We start from the raw sequence: 22438 nt of genomic DNA, 5'->3' as shown, positions 1-22438 counted from the left end.
GCCGTCCAGTCAAGGAGCGAGCCATGGACAACCGCATCAATAAAATCCGCAGAGTTATCAGAGCGTTACGTGTCAGCATGCGTGAGGCTGAAGCGATCATGCATGAACAGATCAACCGGGACGAGGACTGCACTTTCGTGGCCCACGAGGTCATGAAGATGCGCACCGTGATGAGCGGGCTTGTCCAGGAGCGGGCCGCGCTCGGTGACACCGACCCGATTGTCGTCGCCAGCCTCTTCATTCCCCGCCGGCGGCCGACGCCGCCGCGCGTCCATGTCGAGAAGCGCCGTCTTGTCCCGCCGCGAGAGGCGGCGCAGGCATGAAGGGCGAGAGGCCGACCTACTTCTCCGACATGCAGGAGCCGCCGGAATTCCTGAAGGCGCTCGATCATGCGCGGCGCCTGTCATGTTACGAAGGCTGGTGCCGGATGCACATCGAGGCCATCCAGGTCGCGATCGATCAGTACGCGGAGGCGGCTCTCGGCAATCGGGAGTTCTTCCTCAACAAGCCGCACAGCATCGGCGGGAGTCGCAAGGCCGGCGAAGTACCGTGAGGTCAGAGACCGCGCCGGTAATGATTTGAGCGAACGTCATTGGCGTCGAAGACTTCCGCCTCTGGGCCCAAGGCGGACGTCTCCGGGGCGGTTGGCTATGGTCAGCTTGTGACCCAACTGAGGCATTGGCCGTCTCCTGCGCCCCGATGGGAACCTCTAAGATGTTATCTCCTGAGTGGGAGTTGCTCTTGCAACGCGGGCGTCGTCCACACACGACCCGAATGTATGGTCCGGCCGCGCGTTGCAAGACGATTTCGTCGAATTGGCGGCGGCGGTCCTTGCGAGACCAGCGACCCGGGCACCCGATCGAACGCTCCACTCTTAATCAAGTGAAACAGGAGGTGCAGGTGCGCGTCACCCAAGGGGCGCTCTTCGGATTTTGCTGCCCTCGGCTTCCGACCTCCCGAATAGAAAATGCAAAAAACGTACCCCTTTCGCCACGCCTGCCATGGCAAGGCGTATCCAAATCACGATGAAGGGAAAAGGATCACTCCGTCTGAACCAGGCGAATTCCCGGGCGCCATTGAGTGATCGCCACCAATCTCTGACCGAGAGCTGGCGACGCAAGAGGTCGTGTACGCTGGCCAGGCAATCATAGGGCTCGACTACAAATACTCGGCCATCAATCTGTGGCGATCGCCGCACGCACTGACCCGTGAGATCGCGATAAAGCGCTCTCGCAACGTCAATTCTGTCGCTATCCTCGAACAATCGAAACTGCGCGCCGATACGCGGGTTGAAGTCGAGGAGCTTGTATTGACCGTCTCGTTTATCGAAACGATAGTCGATGTCCATTATACCTGCATAGGAAACCGCTTTGACGAAAGCCTCGGCCTGTTGGAGGAGCGCGGGGTTGGTGACAGATCTGCCCAATGTTGCAGAACCGAAGCGGGACGGATAAGAGCGCAGCTTTCTGCCAGTGAAGCCGGCCAGGCACTTCGAGTCCGCGTCGCAATATCCATCAAAGAGCCAATCCTCGCCATCACGAATGTATTCCTGGATCAGCAGGTTATGAGGAATCTGTGCTTCCGATCGGCGGTAGAGATCTAGGAGTGCCCGAGGGGAGGAAACGATGGAGGGTTTGATCTTAGAATTGAGCCATGGCTTCGATGGCTTCACCACAACCGGGAAAGCTGCGGTCTCAATAAACTCGTAGACTTCTGAAATCGTGCCGGGCGATATTGCTTGAGGGCATGGTACCCCGAGTTGCTTGCACAGTGTGTGCAGCTGAGATTTGTCGGCTAAGCTCCGTGGAATGTCTGATCGCAGCTTCGGAAACAAGAACCACTGCCGCAATGTGAGAGCCTCTTCGGCAATCAGGATCGCGCCGACGTCATCCGTTGGAATGAGGATGGTCGGCAGTTTCAGCTGTCGTCCAATCCTTTCCAGTCCTTCGAGCAGCCGCGATCTTGGCAAGTCGCGGGTGTCCCATACGATTATTCCCGTCAGATATTTGGAAAAGCCGGCCGGTGCGAAGCGATCCTCGATGACTGTAAATACTGGAACATCGAGCATTCCCAAGGTTCGAATGATACCGAGGCCGCCATGATGCAGGGCATAGTGGCCCGTTTTCAGGATGAGAACCGGGAAGGGCGGCAAGCCTTCGTTCGCACTCGCCATTTGTTCAACAAGCGGTTTGATTGCGTGTGGAAGCAATTTCGACAGAAACTGACGACGGAGAACGACGTTGCTCACGGCCAATAGCGCTGGAGATGCGCTCGGCCGCATACTGAGTGCCGCATAAGAACCGCATCACCGGTCCGAAATTGTATGCACTGGCTATGCCGGTAAAATAAAGGCCCGGGATCGAGGACTCGAAACTGGGCGACAGCGACGGAGCATCTTGCACACAGCGCAACTCGGATATCAGCCTCTGACTTAGGAATGGGAGTGATCCAACATTGAAGCGATAGCCGGTCGCGGCAATGACGTGGTCAGCGATCAGTTGGCGGGACGTCCCTTCTGGGCCATCGACGTGCAGAACCACTTTGCTGCCTTTCGCTTCGGCTTCTCGCACGCCCTGACCGAGCAGTATCGGTACACGGCCCACGACCCGCTCTTTAAGCCACCACGAACCCGATGGGCCGAGCACCTCCAGAGGCGTCCCGCGACGTTGCCCGTACGTCCGCACCACATCGACGCGTATTTGCTCGGGCAGATGATAGAACGCCAGCGGAGCGGCGGCGCAGAGGCATAATTTAAGCCCATTTCCCATCGGCGACTCTGGCCGGCGCAGCCGTTGCCATAACGATCGTGGCCCAGGTTTGGGGATATCATGCCACTCGATTGACGAACGCCGCACCAGCAGCGTTACCGTCGCTTGCGCCTCGTTCAAGAGAGCCGCCGTCTCGAGCGCGGATTGACCGCCGCCGATGACGACTACTTCGCGCCCCTTGAATTTGTCTAAATCGTGATGGTTGCTGCTGTGCGACAGCAACTCTGCAGGCAATTTCGCCAGTTTAGCGGGGATGTATTCGGCGTGCGACAGACCAGTTGCGACAACCACCTTTTTGGCCCTTACTTCTTCACCCGTGGCCAGTCGCACTTGAAACCTGTTGGTCTGTCGATCCAGCATGGTGACTGATACATCTTCGACCATTGGAACGAGCCGCTGCTGAAACGCTACGGCGTATCGGGAAAATGTTTCACGTGATACGGGTACACCCTCGTAGGGCAGCGCTTCCTCTTCACAGAACTGCTGCAGAGTGCAACGGCCGGCCGGATCCGCGAGGTTGGAAGCGAATCCTTCAGACTTGAGGAGCATGCCCGCCGGCATTTGCGTCCGCCAGCGATGCATTGGTGAGCCAAATATACGGAACTCCACGCCGCGAGACCGCAAGTAAGCCGCGGTTGAGACGCCAAACGGCCCCGCACCGATGACAGCTACCGGAAGATCGACTTCCCGCATAACTTCCTCTCCTGTTACGGCAGTCTTGGGACGTTCCGAAGTCACTTTGAGCAAGTGTACGCAAAAGGATTTGAGATAAGAACCGTCGATCGAGTCTCGTCGGAGACTGAGCGGCGGCAAATTGTGAGTACTCCGCAAGGTGATCCTGGAGACCGCTTGCAACGTTTCATGCCCATCGGCGCTCTGTCGGTTGGACCCCCCAAGGGGGGCCTCAGTTGGAGGCCATTTGCATGTCGCCCCTTGGCCCCTTGCTGATGCCGCGTCGCTCCTGGGCGACGTCGGCTTTTTGACCCGTGGCAAAGCCGCGCCCGGGCCAACTCCGCTTCTCCAAGCCAAATCTTGACGCCGCGTCGCTCTTAACCGATCGGAAACCATGGCAAATGATCTGAAAATTTTAACGAAACTGTTCGGCCGTCTCCGCGTCGGTTTGTCGGAGGGCCCGTCTGATGACAGAGCACCAGTTGAAAGAACAGGAATCCCGGATCGCGCGTTATCGGCATCTGGAACGGGAAGTGACCGACCCGCTTGCCGCGTGTCTGCTTCATAGCATCATCGAGGACCTTGAAGCCGAGCTGCGCAGGGACCGACCGGATTGGCACGGGCCGCGCGATTAACGCTTTCTTAGCGCTAATCATGCCGATTGTTTGCGGGGGAATATCAGGGGAGACGGCTCCCATGCTGAAGGATGGCACTTACGCGGCGTGGTACAAGACGCCGATCGATCAGGGGACCGGTATCGTCCACGTCGCAGACGGCCAGATTTGGGGCCGTGACAGCCTGATGACGTATCACGGCTCCTGCAAGGTCGACGGCGATCGCTTCACCGCAACCGTGTTGACGAAGCGTCATACCGATGGACGTGCGACTGTCTTCGGCATCGATGATGAGCTGACGCTGGACATCGAGGGACACTGCCCCGGCAAGATCGCGACCTACACGGCGACGGCACAACAAATGCCGGGAATGATCCTGCAGGGAACGCTCATTCTGACGGAACAGCAGCCGCCGGCATGTGATGAACAAGCCGGACAGGTCCCCGCGTTCAATCCCGGCAAGCTTCCAAAGCTGCCGAAGCGCTCGCGCTGATCGCGGGAGCCATCGCCGGCCCGCCGGGGCGCCCGCATCCATATGTCGCGGCCCAGGCGCCGCAATTCTGCATCCGACCTGCCTCAAAGCTCGCTTCTCAAACGGAGTGCGACCCGCCATTGTGCTGCCGCACCAGCATCACCCCGGAGCAGCATCAATGTCGGACAAGGTCTCGCGTCGCCAGTTCGCGAAAATCGCGGGGTTGTCCGCAGCCGGAATGGCAGGTCCGCTCGAGCTCGCGGACGCCAAGCCGGCCGCAGCGCCGCGCGGCGAAAGCGGCTTTCCCGTCGGCTTTGTCTGGGGCACGGCGACCTCGTCCTATCAGGTCGAGGGCGCGGTCAACGAGGACGGGCGAGGGGCCTCGATCTGGGACAGGTTCGTCCGTATTCCCGGCAAGATCGAGGACGGCACCACAGGCGACCGCGCCAATGAGCATTATCATCGCGAAAAGGAGGACATCGCGCTCATCCGCGACCTCAGCTGCAAGGCCTACCGCTTCTCGGTGGCCTGGCCGCGGGCCCCTATGCAGGCTTGCGCGCGACGTTCTAGGACTGCGGGGTCCCGATCATCCCCTAAGGTCCTTCCGCTAGACCCGCGAGCGCCATGGCTGCTCTGAGTTCATGCACCGTCGCTGTTTCCGCGCCGGTAGCCTGGAACGCCAGAGGGGCCGGATTCAGCGGAAGCCGCGTCACGTTGGCCGGGCCGCGCGGCGGCTCGAATATCATCGCCTGGCTTGCGCTGAATGGAATCCGATCGAGCTGCCGAATAGCGTTGCGCATTTCGCGCAATCCGGCATTCAGAGGCATGGCGAGGGGCCGCTGATCGGATCGGACGCCGAGTGCGCGGGCTGCATCCGGCAACCCGGCCCCGGTCTGCCATGGATGGCCGATGGGCTGCGCAGTATCCTTCAGAATTTGGAACAGCCGTTCGACCCGGTGGCCATCCTTTGCGGCGAAGCTGCCCTTGAAGTCGGCGTGGTCGGCGAGGATCAAGGCTGCAAGCGCGGCGACGTAAGCCGCTGCAAGCGAGGTGCCGTCGCAGACCGCGTAGCCGTCCGGCGACTGGCAGGCAATGACCGCAACACCGGGCGCGCACAGGTCGAGTTCGGACCCGCGGCAGGAAAACGGCGGTACAAACAACCCACCCGCCGCCGCAGTGGCGGCTGCGGCCTGCGCCGCCTGGAGACTGTCTTCCGGGAAGCTTCCCACCTGTCCGACCGCACCGACCGCTACGACATGCGGAGAACAGGCCGGAAACAGTATGCCCTCTCCGGAGTTGCCGGCGGCAGCGATGATGCTGACGCCTTGCTGCTTGGCCATGGCAATGTGCTGCTCAACCAGCACGGAGCCGCGCTCGCAACCGACTCCGATGCACGCCACGTCGATGCCGTATTGCAGGCAATCATCGAGCGCCGCGATCAGGTCGCTGCAACGGGCATCTGGGGGAAGCTTGCAAACATGCAGCTCGCTGTCCGGGGCGTAGCCGCGGATGCCGTAATCTGCCTGTGCTGCCGCATTGATGATGCCTGCGCAAGGTGTGCCGTGGCCAGTGACGTCCTTCGACCATAAGCGATCTTCGCCACTTCGGGCATCGATACCGTGCTTGATGTGAGCCAATTGCTTGTGGCTGGTCGCCACGCCGCTGTCGATGAGCGCGATCTTGACGTCGGCTCCACGGCAGTGGTCGGGAATCTGATCGAAGCGCATCGCTTCGCCGCCCCAATCCAGCCGGCCGGGTAGCGGCAACGGTTTCAGGGTGAGGGTGTTCACCGCATCGGCCTCGATATAGGGCTGCTGTTGCCACAAGCCCCAATGGCCGGAGCGTGGGCTGACGAAAATGGCGGCGACTGTTTCCGGCACTTCGTCGCGCAGCGCAAGATCGACGTTGCCATCACGGTCCGTCCATCCTTGAGCTGACGCCTGCCCGCCAACGAGGCGTACAATTGCCTGTTCCACAGGCGCTCCGGCTTCGCTGAGGACCCGGATCGTCACCGTCAAGTCCGGCCCGAGCGCGGTCATCGTCGTGGTCGGGATCAACGAGGAGGTTGGCCCGGCAAAGGATGCTGCTCGCAGATGGCTGTCCGGCTCGATGATAAGGCTACCTCCCGTGGAACGGCGCAGGGCCTCGGCGGTTTCGTCAGGCATGCGCACGATCGCAATTGGCGGGCCGCTGACGCCGCGCTGGTCGTGGGTCCACAGGATGTTGCCGAACCGATTCAATTGTTCGGCCAGCGTTTGAGCACTGATGCCGGCGCCCGCTGGCGCGATCATGTATTGAGTGGTGCGCACTGGCTTGCGTCGATTGTCGCTCGAGGTCGGTCGCGCATCATCTGGACTTGTTGCCATGGCGTGGCCTCCGTTGATTTCAGTGGATAGAAGATTGCGTGCGATCGATCGAAGCCTGTCGCGGTAACGGAAGGCGGGGATCGGCTGCGCGGGCGGCTTCGATCGCGCGATAGGCGAAATAGATCAGGTTGAAGGCCTGCGGAAAATCCCGCTCGGTAAACTTGTTGGCTGCCTGGGTGACGATCGAGACGCAGTTTTCCAGGCCCGCATGCTGTGCCGCGTTGGCCTCGAGATAGGCGGAGAGCGAGCGCAGCGATTCCGCGATCATGTCTCCGATCATGTTTTCCGCAGCCTGATGATCGAGCACCGGGTTCGGCATCGGGAAGTTGCCGGGCATGGTTCGGAACGGCTGCTCGAACGGTTGCGACTGCAGGCGCAAGAGCAGCGGCATCAAATTGCTGAGCAGGCCCACGAGCTGCTGAATGTCTGAGGAGTGGCGATGTGACGCGGATGCGGCGGAGGGATTGGAATCCGACATGAGGGTTCTCCTTCGGAGGAAGCATGCGCAACGGCAGGCGCGACCGCCGCTTTTGGCGGCGGTCGCGCCTTACCGCGCGGTCAGATCATCCGCTGCTGGCCGTAGGCCTGAAGGTTACCGATGACCTGGGGTATGACGCCGATCAGCTGGCGGGTGATGTCGGCGACATCTTGCTGCGTCAGTTGTCGCTGCTGGCCAAAGCCCGTCGGACCGCCGAATGCCGCCTGGAACTGCGGCGCGCCGAACTGCGTACCCCACATCTGCGCTGGCTGAGTCTGTGTGGGATAGCCGGGACCGAATTGACCGAGGCCTCCGAATTGACCCTGACCGGGACCGCCGTGCATGGCCGAATGCTGCATTTGGGGCTGGCTTTGCAGCATTCCCATGATTTGCGGCACGACCGGCAGGATCTGCCGCACCACCTCGCTCACGTCTTGCGGACTGAGCTGCCGCGGCGCCTGGCCGTAAGCCGCATAGCCCATTCCTGCGAATGGACTTTGAGCTTGCGCGAGAATTTGAGGCAGCGCCGGTACCAATTGCCGCACGACCTCATTCACGTCCTGTGGCGAAAGCTGGCGCTGTTGTCCGCCCCAGGGCTGCTGCTGAGGCTGCTGCTGACCCCAGCCCGTTTGCCCGCCCCAGCCGGGGCCATATCCAAACGCGCCAAAGGTCGGCTGACCGCCGAACTGTCCGTGTTGCTGTCCATAGGCCGCCTGGCCCAATCCAAGACCACCTCCTCCATACTGTTGGCCGCCTTGCGAACCGAATGCTCCCGATCCCCATTGTTGCGGACCGAATTGGCCGAACGGCGAACCATGCGCGGGGTTCTGTTGCAGGGTGTCGTAATAAGTCATCGCTTGGTCTCCTTGCGATGGTGGTGCCCTCAGCCCAAAATCCTGCCAAGAATCCTGCAAAGGCCGGTCGCATGCGCAACCCCTTCGCTGGCAATAGCGGTCTGTCACGCCGGTGCGACGGCGTTGGAGCTTCAAGTTCGAATGCTTGGCACGGAAGTCTCGGCCGCAGCCAATGTCGCCCGCCTGGGAGGCGCGAGATGCGTCCCCTCAAGGTGACAAGCCGACGGTGAGATGTTTTAGAGCGGCAAAATCATTGCCGTCGAAAAAGGTGGGAGCGGATTTTCCTCGCTGGCACGATGGCCAGCCATTTATCATTTATGTCTCACGTCCGCCCGAACGCTTGGCAATTACGCTGGTTTCTCCCCAGTGCTGCAATGAGCAGAGACGCGGAAAACGTACTCACGTCGAAATAGTTTCGCGAAAGCGCGGCGATATTTTGGCGGCGATCAAACTCCGCAGAAATTTCAAGCCGCGCGGATTCTTCGTCAGCACTCTTTGCCTGGTCAGCGAACCTTCCGATGTGCGCAGATGCCCACTTGAGCGAGTGCTTAATAGGCGAGGTTGAGCAATGTGCCGACGCGCTCGGAGGTGGCGGGATGGCTGCGAAGCAAGTGCATCGGATCATGCACGAATGCGGACGTGCGGCTTGGTGCGGACCCGGTGTGATGGCGCTCCAGCTTGTCGAGTGCGGCGATCAGCGCTCGCGAGTCGCCGGTCAGTTCGAGCGCCGTTGCATCTGCATCCAGTTCGCGAACTCGCGACAGAGCAAGTCCAAGGAGCTGGCCGAGAGCTGGTGCTGCGCTCAGCAGCATCGCCAATGGCCGGCTTGATGTCATGCCACCGTGATGATGGCCGGTTCGCAGCAACGCGAGACCAGCGAGCGAGGTCCAATCGATCGCGCGTCGCAACGCTGTCGCCCAGCCCATCGTCCAGGCATCATTGTTGCGGATATGAGCGACTTCATGGGCCAATATCCCGGCAACTTCGTCGCGCGTCATGCCGCGTAGCAGGCCTTCGGTTAACACGATGGCACTGCGTTCCGGTCCGCCGAGCGCATAGGCATTCATGTCGCGCGGTGCCGGCAGACAATAGAGATCCGGTAATCGCACCAGCCCGGCCCTGCTGCAAACTTTTGCCAGAACGGCGAACAGGTCCGGCACCTCTGCAGGGGACAGCAGGCGGGCGCCGAACCAGCGATACACGTTCTCGCGCGAGATGACCGTTTCGTCGGGACGGGGCGTGCTTCCCAACAGCGCCCGCTGCATGCCCTCGGCTCCGCCGACGCTCCAGCCGCAGACGGCGAGCAGCAATGTCATGGCAAGGATTGCCAATTGAGATGATTGATGGTTCACAGTCTGATGGGCGTGCCGCCGATGCCGTAACCGCCACTGGTCTCTCGAGCTCAGCTCGATACGGCATCGTAGGAAGAGGCCTGCCTCTCCCGACGGCCAATGGATCTCCACGGCGACGGCAGGGCCGCACCGTAAAACGCGCAGCATCTCCCGCGGCGCATGGCGCACCAGAGCGAACGAAACGTTCGGCGTGAGGTCGGCAGCGACATCTTGGCCGTGCCGATCACCACGCAACGCCATCGGGCTTACGCCAGCGTGAATCACCCTTGTCCCCTCGTGCGCGTTCAAAGCAAAAGTTACGGATCTCCCGGTGCCATGTCATGCGAGTTTCATGCCGTGAACACAGGAAATCCCGGTATCCACACGGGGGGCGTCCGATTCGCTTCGGTGTGAACCGTCTAGATGAGACCTCGGGAACCGGGTTCTATTCAAGCTAAACAATGGTTTGGTTCGATAATGCCTTATCGGCGCTCCACGTCGGGGACGACAGATGTGAGCGTCGGTTGCAGTCGTGACAACCAGGGACACTGCTTCTCAAATCGGCCGGCACTCGTCATTGTGCCGGTCCGAAACCAAGAGAAGTGGAACTGCATCAATGTCGGACAAGGTCTCGCGTCGCCAGTTCGCGAAAATCGCGGGGTTGTCCGCAGCCGGGATGGCAAGCCCCGTCGAGATCGCGGACGCCAAGCCGGCGGCAGCGGCCTCGCGCGACAGCGGCTTTCCGGTAGGCTTTCTCTGGGGCACGGCGACCTCGTCCTATCAGGTCGAGGGCGCGGTCAACGAGGACGGGCGAGGGGCCTCGATCTGGGACAGGTTCGTCCGCATCCCCGGCAAGATCGAGGACGGCTCGACCGGCGATCGCGCCAACGAGCACTATCACCGCTACAAGGAGGATATCGCGCTCATCAAGGAGCTCGGCTGCAAGGCCTACCGCTTCTCGATCGCCTGGCCGCGGGTGTTTCCCGACGGCGACGGCAAGCCGAATCCCGGAGGCCTCGATTTCTACGATCGCCTGGTCGACGAGCTCCTGAAGAACGGCATCGAGCCGTGGGCGACACTCTACCATTGGGATCTGCCGCAATCGCTCCAGGACCGCTTTGGCGGCTGGCGCTCGACGGAGACCTGCAAGATCTTCGGCGACTATGCCGCCTATGTCGCCGGGCGCCTGACCGATCGCGTCAAGAACGTGTTCACGCTGAACGAGAGCGGCCGCTTCGTGCAGTTCGGCTATGGCATCGGCATCGATGCGCCCGGCGTGACGCTGCCGCAAGCGGAGGTCAACCAGGTCAGGCACAACAGCGCGCTCGCGCACGGGCTTGCGGTGCAGGCGGTGCGCGCCCATGGCCGCCGCGGCACGAGGGTCGGGCCGGCCGAGAACATCGACGTCTGCGTTCCCGCGATCGACACGCCCGAGCACGTCCGCGCCGCCGAGATCGCGTTGCGCGAGATGAACGCGGGCTATCTCAACGTCATCATGACCGGCCGCTACACCGACGCGTTCCTGAAATACGCGGGCGCCAATGCGCCGAAATACACCGACGCCGAGCTGAAGGTCATCTCCTCGCCGGTCGACTTCCTCGGCCTCAACATCTACGCGCCGCAGAACTATGTGGTGCCGTCCGACCAGGGCGCCGGCTTCATGCCGCTGCCGATCCCGAAATCATTCCCGCACATGAACTCGGACTGGCTCCGCGTCGCGCCGGAGACGATCTACTGGGTGCCGAAGCTGGCGGCAAAGATCTGGAAGACGGATGCGATCTATATCAGCGAGAACGGCACCTCCGGCGACGATGTGGTGACGCCTGACGGCAAGATCTACGACACCGACCGCATCATGTACCTGCGCAACTATCTCGCCCAGCTCCAGCGCGCCACCGCCGAAGGCGTGCCGGTGCGCGGCTATTTCCTCTGGAGCCTGATGGACAACTTCGAATGGGTGTTCGGGCTCAGCAAGCGTTTCGGGCTCTATCACGTCAATTTCGACACCCAGGTCCGCACGCCAAAGCTCAGCGCGAGCTACTACCGCAACGTGATCGCGAAGAACGCTGCGGGGGTGTGATGTCTTCGCCTCTCCCCGCATGCGGGGAGAGGCAAAGAGGAGGCACCGCGCATTGACTCACCTCTCCCGCTGACCCACAACGCCTCTCAACACTCATAACAAGAGGACAACGCCAATGGCTGACGCGCTGATCATCGATGCTTGCAGGACCCCGCGCGGCGTCGGCAAGGCCGGCAAGGGAGCGCTCTCGGGCATTCATCCGCAGCAACTGGGCGCAACCGTGCTGCGCGCGCTCGCCGATCGCACCGGCATCAATACTGCCGACGTCGACGACATCGTCTGGGGCTGCAGCGCGCAGGTCGCAACGCAAAGCGGCGATCTCGGCCGCATGTCGGCGCTCGATGCCGGCTACGACGTGCGTGCCAGCGCGGTGACGCTCGACCGCTTCTGCGGAAGCGGCATCACCAGCGTCAACATGGCCGCAAGCTCGATCATGGCGGGCGCCGAAGACCTCGTCATCGCCGGCGGCTGCGAGATGATGTCGATGGAGGGACGCCGCGGCGGCGGTCCGATGATGATGGACGTCGGCAATCTGCGCCTGCGCGCGCGGCATCCGCAGTCGCATCAGGGCGTCTGCGCCGATGCGATCGCGACCATGGAAGGCATCACCCGGCAGGACGTCGATGCGCTCGGGCTGGAGAGCCAGAAGCGTGCCGCACATGCGATGGCGAACGGGCACTTCACGAAGAGCCTTGTGCCCGTTCATCGCGAGGACGGCAGCCTCGCGCTCGATCACGAAGAATATCCGCGGCCGCAGACCACGATGGAAGGCCTCAGCAGCCTGAAGCCGGCTTTCCCTGCGATCGCCGACTATGCGCTCGACGACAAGGGCACCACCTATCGCGGCCTGATCCTGCAGAAATATCCTGATATCGACATCGACTTCGTGCACCATGCCGGCAATTCGTCCGGCGTCGTCGACGGCGCCGCCGCGATCCTGCTGGCCTCGCCCGCCTACGCCAAGGCGCACGGCCTCAAGCCGCGCGCCCGCGTGGTGGCGATGGCCAATATGGGGGACTCGCCGACCTTGATGCTGAACGCGCCGGTGCCGGCGACGCGCAAGGTGCTGGCGAAGGCAGGGCTGACCATCGACGACATCGACCTGTTCGAGATCAACGAGGCCTTCGCGGTGGTGGCGGAGAAATACATCCGCGACCTCAAGCTCGACCGCGCCAAGGTCAACGTCAACGGCGGCTCGATCGCGCTCGGCCATCCCATCGGCGCGACCGGCTCGATCCTGATCGGCACCGTGCTCGACGAGCTCGAACGGCGCGACCTCAAGCGCGGTCTCGTCACCATGTGCGCCGCCGGCGGCATGGCGCCGGCCATCGTCATCGAGCGCATCTAGCCTTGTTTCTCCACCTCTCCCCGCTTGCGGGGAGAGGTCGGATCGCCTCGGCGATGCGAAGCATCGTCCGGTGCGATCCGGGTGAGGGGGTACAGCTATATCGTCGATCTCATGCGGGGAGAGAGGCCCCTCACCCCGACCCTCTCCCCGTAAGAACGGGGAGAGGGAGAGCACCTGCGATCGCCTCGGCGATGCAATCTAGCCTTATTTTCTAGGGCGAAACGCGCTCCTCCTCGCACAAAGAGGCCGGTCGTCGCTTGTCGAAAGCAGCGAATCAGCTTTAGCAAGGCTGCGTGCGGGCCTTTGAAACAAGGTAAAATCCGCTGCCAGAGGCTCTTCCCGCTCCGGAAGTAGCTAAAAAGCAGGGTTTTTTGCCACAGGAGGCCAAAAAAGCCCGTAAAATCGCGACATAACTGTGCAGAAGGCTCTAGGCCTTCGCCGGTTGGTCTAATATGCAACCGGCAACGAATCAGAGGAGACACGATGCCAGCCCAAATGTCGAAATCGCAGTTGATCGAAAAGATTGCGACCGCCACCGAGCTTTCCAAGCGCGACGTCAAGAGCGTCATGGAGACGCTGACCGACGTCGGTCACAAGGAGCTCAAGAAGAACGGCCTGTTCCTGGTGCCGGGCTTCGCCAAGTTCGTGGTCATCAAGAAGCCCGCGACCAAGGCGCGCAAGGGCACCAACCCGTTCACGGGTGAAGAGATGATGTTCAAGGCCAAGCCGGCCCGGAAGATCGTCCGCGCCCGCCCGGTCAAGGCTGCCAAGGACGCCGTGGCCTGATAAAACAAAGGCCCCCTCGCAGGAGGGGGCCTTTTATGTTCGACGACCGCGAGGGCTGAAGCGGAGGGGTTCAGCCTTTGCGGCGCCTGACCCGGACCGGGACCGGCTGAAGCCGCGGCTCGGGTCCCGCGAGCGCATCGCGAATCCCGTCGATGGCGCGATCGAGCAGCTGGCGCAGCCGCTGCGTCTTCCGCGATCTCTTTGCTCTTTCCAGCAGTTTCTTCATCGCATTCACTCCGCCGCTTCGACCTTGGCCTCGGCCGGCTCGAGCGCTGCGGCGATGGCCTCGTCGACGCGCTCCAGCCAGATGAATTCGAGGTTGTCCCGCGCGCTCTTCGGGATGTCGTCGTAGTCCCGCTTGTTGCGCGCCGGCAGCATGACCCGCTTCAGTCCGGCGGCGGCAGCAGCCACCACCTTCTCCTTGATGCCGCCGACCGGCAGCACCAGGCCGCGCAGCGAGATCTCGCCGGTCATCGCGGTGTCGCTGCGCACCGTGCGGTTGGTGAGCAGCGACGTCAGCGCCGTGAACATCGCGACGCCCGCGCTCGGCCCGTCCTTCGGGGTTGCGCCCGCCGGGACGTGGACGTGGATGTCGCTCTTCTCGAACAGCTGTGGATCGATGCCGAGCTGGCTGGCTTTGCTCTTCACCAGCGTCATCGCAGCCTGCACGCTCTCACGCATGACGTCGCCGAGCTGGCCGGTCAGGATCATCCCGCCGCGGCCGGGCACGCGCGAGGCCTCGATGAACAGGATGTCACCGCCGACCGGCGTCCAGGCAAGGCCGGTGGCCACGCCCGGAATGCTGGTGCGCTGCGCGATCTCGCCTTCGAAGCGCGGCTGGCCGAGCACGGTGGCGATGTCCTTCGGGCTCACCACGATCTTGGCGGCCGTGCCCTCGGCGACCTGCACTGCGGCGTGCCGGAACACCTTGCCGATCTCGCGCTCCAGATTGCGCACGCCGGCCTCGCGGGTATAGCCCTTGACGATCAGATTCAGCGCCTCCGGCTCGATCTCGGCCTGTTCGGCCGTCAGGCCGTTGGCCTCCAGCTGCCGCCGCACCAGATAGCGCCGCGCGATCTCCAGCTTCTCGTCCTCGGTGTAACCGGCGAGGCTGATCAGCTCCATGCGATCCAGCAGCGGACCCGGAATCTGGTCCAGCATGTTGGCGGTCGCGATGAACACCACGCGCGACAGGTCGAAGGGCACGCCGAGGTAATTGTCCCGGAACGTCCCGTTCTGCTCGGGGTCGAGCACCTCCAGCATGGCAGCGGAAGGATCGCCCTGCACGCCACGGCCCATCTTGTCGATCTCGTCCAGCATCATGACGCAGTTCCTGCTGCCGGCCTTCTTGATGCCCTGGATGATGTTGCCGGGCAGCGCGCCGATATAGGTGCGCCGATGGCCGCGGATCTCGGCCTCGTCATGCACGCCGCCGAGGCTGACGCGCACGAAGGGGCGATCCATCGCGCGTGCGATGGACTGGCCGAGCGAGGTCTTGCCGACGCCGGGCGGGCCGACGAAGCACAGGATCGGCGCCTTGCTCTGCGGGGCCAGCTTGCGCACCGCCAGATATTCGATGATCCGGATCTTGATCTTCTCCAGGCCGAAATGATCGGCATCCAGGATGCGGCGCGCTTCCTTGATGTCGATCGGCTTCTCCGCGGGCAGCGCCCAGGGCAGCTCGATCAGCCAGTCGAGGTAGGTACGGACCATGCCGGCTTCGCCGGCGGCCTCGGGCATGCGCTCGTAGCGGCGCAGCTCCTTCTTGGCATGCGCGTCCGCTTCCGGCGGCATGTTGGCCTTGGCGATGGCAGCCGTCAGCTCGGCGACCTCGGCCGCCTTGCCGTCGCCTTCGCCGAGCTGGCGCTGGATGGTTGCCATCTGCTCGCGCAGGATCGCCTCGCGCTGCCGCTCGTCGAAGCTGGCGCGGGTCTTCTGGCCGATCTCGTTGGAGATGCGCAGCACCTCCAGCCGCTCGGCCAGATGCTTCGACACCTTCTCGACCCGCAAGGCGAGGTCGATGGTCTCCAGCACCTCCTGCTTGTCCTGCGGCTTGATGTCCATGAACGACGTCGCCAGGTCCGCCAGCGCGCCGGGCGCGGTGGTGCCCTGGAACATCGCGGCGAGCTCAGGCGGCGCCTGCGGCAGCAACTCGATCGCCTCGATCGCCTGGCGCTGCAAATTCAGCGCACGCGCCTCGATCTCGGGCGAGGTCGTGGTCGGCTCCGGAATCTGCTGGATCCGCGCAGCCGGGAACGGCGTTCCCGGCAGGAAGTCGAGGAGGCGCGCGCGCTGCACGCCCTGGCAGACGATGTGATGAGTGCCGTCGGGCGCGGTGATGTAGCGCACGATGTTGGCGATGGTCGCGACCCGGTAGAGATCGTCCGGCCCGGGCTCCTCGGTCTCGGGGCTGCGTTGCAGGACGATGCCGATCGGCCGCTGCTCGCGCAGCGCCTGCTGCGCGGCGGCGACCGACTTCGGCCGCGCGATCGCGATCGGCGCGATGGCGCCGGGGAACAGCACCATCTCGCGCACGGGGATGATGATCAGCGCGTCGTCGGGGATCTTCACGTCGGAATTGTTTTGGGAATTGGTCTCGGTATTCATCTGTTCGGTGGCCATGATCGACCTCAGGATTTGGCGAGGCGCAGTGCGACGCAGCCGTCCATCACGAAGCGGCTGATGGCGTAGCGGCCGAGGGGAAGCGCGATGCGCCGCTCGAAGCGGCCCTGCGGCAGCTCGAGCCGGTGGATGCGGGCGTTGCGAAGCTCCGGCGGAAGGGTGCGCTGGCCGGAGATGACGAGCGCGCCGTCATGGATCACCGTCTCGACATTGTCGGGATTGACGCCGGGAAGCGCCACCAGGATCAGAAGCTCATGCTCGGTTTCGAGCACGTCGATCGGCGGCTCCCAGCAGGCTTCCTGGCGGCCGAACTGCTGCCGCAGCCGGTCGGCGCGGGTCAGCGAGTCCAGGGCTTCGGACAGCATCCAGTCGAGGGGATTTTTGGGTTGCATGGCAAGACTCGGGGATGGCGCTGCGGTTGGAAGACCAGCATATGGGGACGGTTCCCCGAAATTCCAGCATCGCGCGTTCAGAGCATGCCTGGCCCGTCGAACCCGAGGAGGCCCTTGCAGTCGGACGCTACGGCGCCGCGACGATGTTCCGCGGCGTCGAAGGCAACAGTTGGGCGCGGCGCGCAGATCAGGCGGCGGCGCGGTATTCCTCTTCCGCTTCGAGGTTGATGACGGAGGTGGCGAGCTCGGTCAGCGTGCGATCGGTCGTCTCTTCCTCATCGAGCGTCGCCTGGAGCAGCCTGGCGGCGTCCGGCATGCCGAGCTCCTCGGCCCAGGTGCGCAGTGTGCCATAGCGGGAGATCTCGTAGTGCTCGACGGCTTGCGCTGCGGCGAGCAGGCCGGCGTCGAGGGCGGGGGCGTTCTTGAAATCCTTCATGATCTCGGCGCCCTCGTCGGTGATGCCGTTGATCGCCTCGCAGGGCTTGCCGCGCGCGGGCTTGCCCAGCATCTTGAAGACTTGGTCGAGACGTTTGATCTGGCCCTGCGTCTCGCGCAGATGCTTGTTGAAGGCTGCGGAGAGCTGCTTGGAGTGAGCCGCCTTCGCCATCTTCGGCAGCGTCTTGATGATCTTGTTCTCGGCGAAATAGATGTCCTTCAACGTCTCCAGGAACAGGTCGCTCAGCATCTTCGGCGCCTGACGCGTCCGGCGCGCCGCGGTCTTCTTGGTGGTCCTTTTCTTTGCTCGTTTGGTCATAAACCCTCCTCTCGAGGTGACAGGGGAAGGCGATGCCTTCCTCAATCCTCGCGCGACCAAGACTCTGGGAGGGCAAATGTTCCTCGCGAAGGCCGCCTCGAGCCGTTATGGATTGCGGCTCCACCTCGCGTGAGACCCACCCGCATGCTCGACTTCGCTCTGTCCGCCTTCGTGACGCTGCTGCTGGTGGTCGATCCCGTCGGCCTTGCGCCGGCTTTCCTCGCCGCGACCGGGGGCATGCCCGACACGGTCAAGCGCACGATCGCGCTACGCGCGCCGCTGATCGCCGCCTCGATCCTGGTGGTGATCGCGCTGGTCGGAAACTGGCTGCTGCGGCAGCTCGGGATCGGCATCCCCGCCTTCCAGATCGCCGGCGGGCTGCTGCTGTTCGGCGTCTCCTACCAGATGATCTTCGGCGACCGCCCGCATCGCGAGGCCCGCGAGGCCGACAAGGCGACGTCGGAGCACGCGTCCGACGTCGCTGTGTTTCCGCTGGCCATCCCCATGATGGCCGGTCCCGGCGCGATCGCGACCACGCTGCTGTTGACGGGCGATGCCGGCTACGGGGCGAGGCTCGCGATCATCATCGCGATCGTCCTCGCGGTGTGCCTGCTCTGTATGCTGTGCTTTCTCTCGGCGAGCCTGATCGCCCGCACCCTCGGGCGCACCGGAAATGCGGTGCTTTCGCGCGTGCTCGGCATGCTGCTCGCCGCCTATTCCGTGCAGTTCGTGATCAACGGCATCGCGGCCGTCCGGGCGAGCCTGCCGTAGGATTGCGACGATCCGTTAATCCGTTGATTCCATGGTCTATTTCGTGGAGCGGCGGACCGGCCGGCGAGACGACGGGCGATCCGGTCGCTTTCGCTTGCGCTGCCATATTGCTTTGACGTACTCCCGGTCTGACAAACGCCCATCGCCAAGAAGCCGAGAAGAAATCGAGATGTCGATGACAGCGGACGAGCCCGCCAAGAGACAGGCCATCATCGACGCCTGCCGCCGCATGAATGCGCTCGGCATCAACCAGGGCACTTCGGGCAATATCAGCGTCCGGCATGTGGACGGGCTGCTGGTCACGCCGACCAGCGTGCCCTATGAGGCCATGACGCCCGACCAGATCGTGTTCATGGCGATGGACGGCTCGCACGCGCCCGATCAGAAGCCGTCCAGCGAGTGGCGCTTCCACCGCGACATCCTGAAGGCCCGGCCCGACGTCAACGCCGTGGTCCATGCCCATCCGACCTATTGCACCATCCTGGCGATCATGGGCATGGAGATCCCGCCCGTGCACTACATGATCGCGGCCGCAGGCGGCGACAGCATCCGCTGCGCGCCCTATGCCACCTTCGGAACGGAGGAACTGTCCGAACATGCGGTGCGGGCGCTGGAGGGGCGGCTTGCCTGCCTGCTCGACCATCACGGCATGATCGCGATCGGCAAGACGCTGGACAAGGCGATGTGGCTCGCCGTCGAGGTCGAGACCCTGGCGCGGCAATATCACGGCTGTCTCCAGATCGGGAAACCGCCGCTGCTCTCGGGCGCCGAGATCGAGCGGGTTCGCCAGCGCATGGCCGGCTACGGCATGTCGGAAGGATAGGGCGGGCAGAAGGTGTTCGTGCGGATCAGACATCTCGTCGATCGCAAGGGATCGAACCGCGTCATGGTTCGCCTGCGCGCGCTCCTGCGCAGCAACGAGTTCTACCTGATCCCGCTCGCCCTGGTGATCGGCACGCTGGCCGGCGCCATCGTGACGCTGATGGCCGAGATCGCGCAGATTGCCCATATGCTCATCTACGGCATTCCCGTCGACGTTCGCCTGTCGGCCAACGCCTGGGTCAGCCCCTGGGCGGCGCTGATCGCGCCTGCGCTCGGCGGATTGGCGCTAGGCATCATGGAATGGTCGCGGCGGCGGATGAAGATCTCCAGCGCGGTCGACCCGATCGAGGCCAATGCGCTGCGCGGCGGCAATCTGTCGATGCGCGACAGCCTGGTGGTGTCGAGCCAGACGCTGATCTCCAACGGCTGCGGCGCCTCGGTCGGCCTCGAGGCCGGCTATACCCAGATCGGCTCCGGCATCGCCTCGCTGCTCGGCAAGTTCTTCAATCTGCGCCGCAACGATCTGCGCCTGATGGTCGGCTGCGGCGCTGCCGCCGCGATCGCCGCGGCGTTCGGCGCGCCGATCACCGGCGCCTTCTACGCCTGCGAGCTGATCGTCGGCGTCTATTCGGTCAGCAGCGCCGCCCCGATCCTGGCCGCCTCGCTCGCCGGTGCGCTGACCGCGCAATGGCTCGGCGGAGCGCCGTATTCGCTGGAGATACCGAAGGTCAGCGCCGTCGGCGTCGAGCAGTACCTGGCCCTGATCGGTCTCGCCCTCATCACCAGCGGCGTCGGCATTGCCGTGATGCGCTCCTCGCCGATGTTCGAGCGCCTGTTCGCCTGGCTGCCGGTCTGGCTGCGTCCCGTGATGGGTGGCCTCGTCGTCGGCGGCTTTGCCATCGTCACGCCGCAGGTGCTGGCGGCCGGCCACGGCGCCATGGTGCTCGACCTCTTTCACGACATGACGATCGGCCTGATCGCGCTGATCATCGCCCTGAAGGTGACGGCCTGCCTGGTCTCGCTCGCCTCGGGCTTCCGCGGCGGCCTGTTCTTCGCCTCGCTGTTCGTCGGCAGCCTGATCGGAAAGTTCTTCTCCGCGTTGCTGTTGCTGATCAGTCCGAACTTCGTGATCGATCCGCTGGTGGCGATGCTGACGGGCATGGCGACGCTCGGCGTCGCCATCGTCGGCGGTCCCCTGACCATGTCGTTCCTGGTGCTCGAGATGACCCGCAATGTCGACGTCACCGCCGTGGTGCTGGCCGGCTGCATCGTCACCTCGATCTGCGTCCGCTTCATGTTCGGCCACTCCTTCTCGACCTGGCGCCTGCATCTGCGCGGCGAGACCATCCGCAGCGCCAACGACGTCGGCTGGCTGCGCAACCTGACCGTCGAGCGGCTGATGCGCTCCGACGTCGGCAAGGTGCCGTCGACCACGACGATCGCCGCCGTACGCCGCGAATTCGCGCTGGGCTCACGGCCGGGAGTCGTCATCGTCAACAATGCGGACGAATATGTCGGCCTCGTCCTGCTGCCCGATCTGTTCTCCGGCGACCTCGACACCATCGCCGACGACATCCAGGTGATCGAGCTCGCCCGCCTGATCGACATCGTGCTGATCCCGGAAATGAACGTGAAGTCGGCAATGGCGGTGTTCGACGAGGCGGAAGCCGAGATGCTGGCGGTGGTCGATTCCACCGACAGCCGCAAGGTGGTCGGCTTCCTCACCGAGAACTTCGCCCGCCGCCGCTATGTCGAGGAGATCGACAAGGCGACGCGCGGCGTGCTGGGGGCGCTGTCGTAAGGCGCGATGCGCTTTTCCGGTTCACTGAGATGGAGAAGCGACGACGCAGGCCACGATCCGGCGGACCAGTGGCAGCACCATCAGCAGCGTTGGAAAGGCGACCAGCCATGACAGCGCCCAGGCGCCCGGCCAGGTCGCGAGGAAGGCCGGCGTTGCGCCGAGGCTTCGAAGCGTCGAAATGACCGACACCACGGCTGTCATGAGGATGGACAGCACAAAAGGCATTACGATCGGCGCGTAGCGCGCCGGCAGTTTGCGAACCGCAATCATCTGATTTCTCTTACGGAAAAGGACGCGTCAGTCACGTTGAACCCTGCAAATGGCATCGATCCCGACGGCGTCGGTTGATGCGTTGGTTCACGTGAAACGCTTACGGCGACCGAAAACGGCGCGGCTGTTCATTATCCGCTCAGGTTGAAGGGTTCAAGCTGCATCTGGTGGTTCGGTTTACAATCGTTCAAAGCGTGGCAGATTGCCGCGATCACGAAACCATTTCAGTGGTTTGCGCATTATATACTGTTTGCAAGAGTCAATTTGGGCGAGAGCAGAGGAAGGTCAAAACCAAATGAGTGATGGACCGATGAAGTCTGCGGGTGGCCGCAGCATTGTACTGGCCGCGTTCGCCAGCCTGGCACTGGTCGCAACCTCTGCATCGCCCTCGGCTGCGGCGTCCGCGGGACCGGCCAAGGCGGTGTCGGCAAAGGTCGTCACGGCGGGTCAGGCCACGTCCGACGTCACCGATTTCAGCGCAGCCCGACGTCGCTACTATCGACGCGGCTCGAACGCTGCGGGCCTTGCCGTCATGGGTGCCGCAGCGGGCATCATCGGAGGGGTGATCGCCGAGCAGCGGCGCCGCGAGTACTATGAGGACCACTATTACTATGGTCCGCGTCCTTATTACGGCGGCCCGGGCTATTACGGCGGCGGTCCTTATTACGGCCAGCGCTACTATTATCAGCCCTACTAGGCGGTCGTTTTCGCCGTAGCCTGGACGGAGTGCAATCCGAGGTCATCGTCGGATCCGCGGGAAGCTTCACCGATTTCGCCAAAGGGGCGGTGCTTTGCACCGCCCCTTTGTTGCTTCGGGGACGGGCCGGCCCGCCGTCCGTCCTGTTTCGCCCGTCTGTCAATGCCCTTCCATGAAAATATTCCGCTTTACCGAAATTCGGATTTGTCGTATGTGTCGCCCATCCCGGCTCATCCTTGAGGGGCGATCTTGTGGTCGTCATTTTCGCGAGCCGGGCTTGCGGTGGACGCGGCAGCGTCGGGCGCGAGAGTTGCGGGCAGGGCGGATTGCTCTCCGTGAGCCCAAGGCTTCGCGCTGGACGAGCGGCGCTGTCAGGTTCGTCTCGCCAGCAGGTTTCCGGCTCCGTCGACAGGGCTGGAAAAACCGCGGCGAAATGGCGGGCCGTGCGTACGGCAAAACCGTGTGGTCCTGGCCGTCGTTGCTACGGTCAAGCTCTTGCGGAGGCGGCAGTCGCGTCAACCGGCGCGGTGCCGGTGAATT

Annotated in this window: 22 protein-coding genes and 1 pseudogene; 12 read left to right on the top strand and 11 right to left on the bottom strand. The window is 63.4% G+C overall.

What is annotated here, in order from left to right; all coding sequences use genetic code 11:
* Window positions 1-23 precede the first annotated feature (23 nt).
* Both BM118_RS41680 and BM118_RS41675 read left to right on the top strand, forming a co-directional pair.
* A complete protein-coding gene (locus BM118_RS41680) occupies window positions 24-323 on the top strand; it encodes a hypothetical protein (RefSeq protein ID WP_177234648.1) in 300 nt (99 codons plus the stop codon).
* Complete coding sequence (locus BM118_RS41675) at window positions 320-553, top strand: hypothetical protein (protein ID WP_177234647.1); 234 nt, start codon at window positions 320-322, stop codon at window positions 551-553. The genes BM118_RS41680 and BM118_RS41675 overlap by 4 nt, the downstream gene beginning before the upstream one ends.
* A gap of 354 nt (window positions 554-907) precedes the next feature.
* Here the strand turns inward: BM118_RS41675 and BM118_RS24255 are convergent, their stop codons facing one another.
* Together BM118_RS24255 and BM118_RS24250 are read right to left on the bottom strand one after the other, a co-directional pair.
* Entirely contained in the window at window positions 908-2248 is a 1341-nt protein-coding gene (locus BM118_RS24255) for a carboxylate--amine ligase (protein WP_143099516.1), read from the bottom strand.
* Complete coding sequence (locus tag BM118_RS24250; RefSeq protein WP_092188009.1) at window positions 2178-3461, bottom strand: NAD(P)-binding domain-containing protein; 1284 nt, start codon at window positions 3459-3461, stop codon at window positions 2178-2180. The genes BM118_RS24255 and BM118_RS24250 overlap by 71 nt, the downstream gene beginning before the upstream one ends.
* Window positions 3462-3907: 446 nt before the next feature.
* On the opposite strand from BM118_RS24250, the gene BM118_RS41670 reads away from it, so the two are divergent.
* The 3 genes and pseudogenes from BM118_RS41670 to BM118_RS24240 all read left to right on the top strand — a co-directional run.
* Window positions 3908-4075 carry a hypothetical protein gene (locus BM118_RS41670; RefSeq protein WP_177234646.1) on the top strand — a complete coding sequence of 56 codons (168 nt, stop codon included), beginning with the start codon at window positions 3908-3910 and terminating at the stop codon, window positions 4073-4075.
* Window positions 4076-4136: 61 nt separating this feature from the next.
* Window positions 4137-4547: a hypothetical protein gene (locus BM118_RS24245; protein ID WP_177234645.1), complete on the top strand. Its 411-nt coding sequence runs from the start codon at window positions 4137-4139 to the stop codon at window positions 4545-4547.
* Window positions 4548-4704: 157 nt separating this feature from the next.
* Window positions 4705-5064 (top strand): annotated as a pseudogene (locus tag BM118_RS24240) (family 1 glycosylhydrolase); the annotation flags it as partial.
* 55 nt (window positions 5065-5119) lie between these two features.
* Here the strand turns inward: BM118_RS24240 and BM118_RS24235 are convergent.
* The 4 genes from BM118_RS24235 to BM118_RS24215 form a co-directional block, all read right to left on the bottom strand.
* Entirely contained in the window at window positions 5120-6892 is a 1773-nt protein-coding gene (locus BM118_RS24235) for a S8 family serine peptidase (RefSeq protein WP_092188007.1), read from the bottom strand.
* Between the two features lie 19 nt (window positions 6893-6911).
* Window positions 6912-7370, bottom strand: a complete 459-nt coding sequence (locus tag BM118_RS24230; protein WP_027546495.1) for a hypothetical protein — start codon at window positions 7368-7370, stop codon at window positions 6912-6914.
* Between the two features lie 80 nt (window positions 7371-7450).
* The gene (locus BM118_RS40670) at window positions 7451-8224 is read right to left on the bottom strand and encodes a hypothetical protein (RefSeq protein WP_143099515.1); all 774 of its coding nucleotides are present in this window, start codon (window positions 8222-8224) and stop codon (window positions 7451-7453) included.
* 548 nt (window positions 8225-8772) lie between these two features.
* Window positions 8773-9540 carry a M48 family metalloprotease gene (locus BM118_RS24215; RefSeq protein ID WP_177234644.1) on the bottom strand — a complete coding sequence of 256 codons (768 nt, stop codon included), beginning with the start codon at window positions 9538-9540 and terminating at the stop codon, window positions 8773-8775.
* 631 nt (window positions 9541-10171) lie between these two features.
* Between BM118_RS24215 and BM118_RS24210 the strand changes: the two genes are divergently transcribed.
* From BM118_RS24210 to BM118_RS24200, 3 genes are all read left to right on the top strand, one after another.
* A complete protein-coding gene (locus BM118_RS24210; protein WP_092188003.1) occupies window positions 10172-11635 on the top strand; it encodes a GH1 family beta-glucosidase in 1464 nt (487 codons plus the stop codon).
* A gap of 115 nt (window positions 11636-11750) precedes the next feature.
* The gene (locus tag BM118_RS24205) at window positions 11751-12983 is read left to right on the top strand and encodes an acetyl-CoA C-acetyltransferase (RefSeq protein ID WP_092188002.1); all 1233 of its coding nucleotides are present in this window, start codon (window positions 11751-11753) and stop codon (window positions 12981-12983) included.
* Window positions 12984-13466: 483 nt separating this feature from the next.
* Window positions 13467-13769: an HU family DNA-binding protein gene (locus BM118_RS24200; protein ID WP_008139488.1), complete on the top strand. Its 303-nt coding sequence runs from the start codon at window positions 13467-13469 to the stop codon at window positions 13767-13769.
* Window positions 13770-13839: 70 nt separating this feature from the next.
* Here BM118_RS24200 and BM118_RS41665 read toward each other — a convergent pair whose 3' ends face one another.
* From BM118_RS41665 to BM118_RS24185, 4 genes are all read right to left on the bottom strand, one after another.
* The gene (locus BM118_RS41665) at window positions 13840-13995 is read right to left on the bottom strand and encodes a hypothetical protein (RefSeq protein WP_177234643.1); all 156 of its coding nucleotides are present in this window, start codon (window positions 13993-13995) and stop codon (window positions 13840-13842) included.
* A gap of 5 nt (window positions 13996-14000) precedes the next feature.
* The gene (gene lon / locus BM118_RS24195) at window positions 14001-16391 is read right to left on the bottom strand and encodes an endopeptidase La (RefSeq protein ID WP_092188001.1); all 2391 of its coding nucleotides are present in this window, start codon (window positions 16389-16391) and stop codon (window positions 14001-14003) included.
* 8 nt (window positions 16392-16399) lie between these two features.
* The gene (locus tag BM118_RS24190; RefSeq protein WP_092188000.1) at window positions 16400-16783 is read right to left on the bottom strand and encodes an Hsp20/alpha crystallin family protein; all 384 of its coding nucleotides are present in this window, start codon (window positions 16781-16783) and stop codon (window positions 16400-16402) included.
* Window positions 16784-16970: 187 nt separating this feature from the next.
* A complete protein-coding gene (locus tag BM118_RS24185) occupies window positions 16971-17537 on the bottom strand; it encodes a YciE/YciF ferroxidase family protein (RefSeq protein ID WP_092187999.1) in 567 nt (188 codons plus the stop codon).
* A 144-nt stretch (window positions 17538-17681) separates the two neighbouring features.
* Between BM118_RS24185 and BM118_RS24180 the strand changes: the two genes are divergently transcribed.
* The 3 genes from BM118_RS24180 to BM118_RS24170 all read left to right on the top strand — a co-directional run bounded on the left by BM118_RS24180 (window position 17682) and on the right by BM118_RS24170 (window position 20931).
* Window positions 17682-18308, top strand: a complete 627-nt coding sequence (locus BM118_RS24180; RefSeq protein ID WP_092187998.1) for a MarC family protein — start codon at window positions 17682-17684, stop codon at window positions 18306-18308.
* Window positions 18309-18477: 169 nt separating this feature from the next.
* Complete coding sequence (locus BM118_RS24175) at window positions 18478-19131, top strand: L-fuculose-phosphate aldolase (protein ID WP_177234642.1); 654 nt, start codon at window positions 18478-18480, stop codon at window positions 19129-19131.
* 12 nt (window positions 19132-19143) lie between these two features.
* Window positions 19144-20931, top strand: a complete 1788-nt coding sequence (locus BM118_RS24170; RefSeq protein WP_092187997.1) for a chloride channel protein — start codon at window positions 19144-19146, stop codon at window positions 20929-20931.
* A 21-nt stretch (window positions 20932-20952) separates the two neighbouring features.
* Here BM118_RS24170 and BM118_RS24165 read toward each other — a convergent pair whose 3' ends face one another.
* Window positions 20953-21201, bottom strand: coding sequence for a DUF2798 domain-containing protein (locus BM118_RS24165; RefSeq protein WP_027546509.1), 249 nt, complete (start codon window positions 21199-21201; stop codon window positions 20953-20955).
* A 295-nt stretch (window positions 21202-21496) separates the two neighbouring features.
* Between BM118_RS24165 and BM118_RS24160 the strand changes: the two genes are divergently transcribed.
* Window positions 21497-21898 carry a hypothetical protein gene (locus tag BM118_RS24160; protein ID WP_177234641.1) on the top strand — a complete coding sequence of 134 codons (402 nt, stop codon included), beginning with the start codon at window positions 21497-21499 and terminating at the stop codon, window positions 21896-21898.
* The last annotated feature ends 540 nt before the right edge of the window (window positions 21899-22438 follow it).

The sequence above is a fragment of the Bradyrhizobium sp. cf659 genome (assembly GCF_900113725.1).
Lineage (GTDB): Bacteria > Pseudomonadota > Alphaproteobacteria > Rhizobiales > Xanthobacteraceae > Bradyrhizobium.
The sequence above is the reverse complement of the archived record's forward strand: the minus strand, read 5'-3'. Positions and strand labels throughout refer to the sequence as shown.

Bases quoted from the DNA above. Each gene is read 5' to 3' on its own strand.
- BM118_RS41680 (WP_177234648.1), top strand. From the start codon at position 24: ATGGACAACCGCATCAATAAAATCCGCAGAGTTATCAGAGCGTTACGT.
- BM118_RS41675 (WP_177234647.1), top strand. From the start codon at position 320: ATGAAGGGCGAGAGGCCGACCTACTTCTCCGACATGCAGGAGCCGCCG.
- BM118_RS24250 (WP_092188009.1), bottom strand. From the start codon at position 3,461: ATGCGGGAAGTCGATCTTCCGGTAGCTGTCATCGGTGCGGGGCCGTTT.
- BM118_RS41670 (WP_177234646.1), top strand. From the start codon at position 3,908: ATGACAGAGCACCAGTTGAAAGAACAGGAATCCCGGATCGCGCGTTAT.
- BM118_RS24245 (WP_177234645.1), top strand. From the start codon at position 4,137: ATGCTGAAGGATGGCACTTACGCGGCGTGGTACAAGACGCCGATCGAT.
- BM118_RS24235 (WP_092188007.1), bottom strand. From the start codon at position 6,892: ATGGCAACAAGTCCAGATGATGCGCGACCGACCTCGAGCGACAATCGA.
- BM118_RS24230 (WP_027546495.1), bottom strand. From the start codon at position 7,370: ATGTCGGATTCCAATCCCTCCGCCGCATCCGCGTCACATCGCCACTCC.
- BM118_RS40670 (WP_143099515.1), bottom strand. From the start codon at position 8,224: ATGACTTATTACGACACCCTGCAACAGAACCCCGCGCATGGTTCGCCG.
- BM118_RS24215 (WP_177234644.1), bottom strand. From the start codon at position 9,540: ATGACATTGCTGCTCGCCGTCTGCGGCTGGAGCGTCGGCGGAGCCGAG.
- BM118_RS24210 (WP_092188003.1), top strand. From the start codon at position 10,172: ATGTCGGACAAGGTCTCGCGTCGCCAGTTCGCGAAAATCGCGGGGTTG.
- BM118_RS24205 (WP_092188002.1), top strand. From the start codon at position 11,751: ATGGCTGACGCGCTGATCATCGATGCTTGCAGGACCCCGCGCGGCGTC.
- BM118_RS24200 (WP_008139488.1), top strand. From the start codon at position 13,467: ATGCCAGCCCAAATGTCGAAATCGCAGTTGATCGAAAAGATTGCGACC.
- BM118_RS41665 (WP_177234643.1), bottom strand. From the start codon at position 13,995: ATGAAGAAACTGCTGGAAAGAGCAAAGAGATCGCGGAAGACGCAGCGG.
- lon (WP_092188001.1), bottom strand. From the start codon at position 16,391: ATGGCCACCGAACAGATGAATACCGAGACCAATTCCCAAAACAATTCC.
- BM118_RS24190 (WP_092188000.1), bottom strand. From the start codon at position 16,783: ATGCAACCCAAAAATCCCCTCGACTGGATGCTGTCCGAAGCCCTGGAC.
- BM118_RS24185 (WP_092187999.1), bottom strand. From the start codon at position 17,537: ATGACCAAACGAGCAAAGAAAAGGACCACCAAGAAGACCGCGGCGCGC.
- BM118_RS24180 (WP_092187998.1), top strand. From the start codon at position 17,682: ATGCTCGACTTCGCTCTGTCCGCCTTCGTGACGCTGCTGCTGGTGGTC.
- BM118_RS24175 (WP_177234642.1), top strand. From the start codon at position 18,478: ATGTCGATGACAGCGGACGAGCCCGCCAAGAGACAGGCCATCATCGAC.
- BM118_RS24165 (WP_027546509.1), bottom strand. From the start codon at position 21,201: ATGATTGCGGTTCGCAAACTGCCGGCGCGCTACGCGCCGATCGTAATG.
- BM118_RS24160 (WP_177234641.1), top strand. From the start codon at position 21,497: ATGAGTGATGGACCGATGAAGTCTGCGGGTGGCCGCAGCATTGTACTG.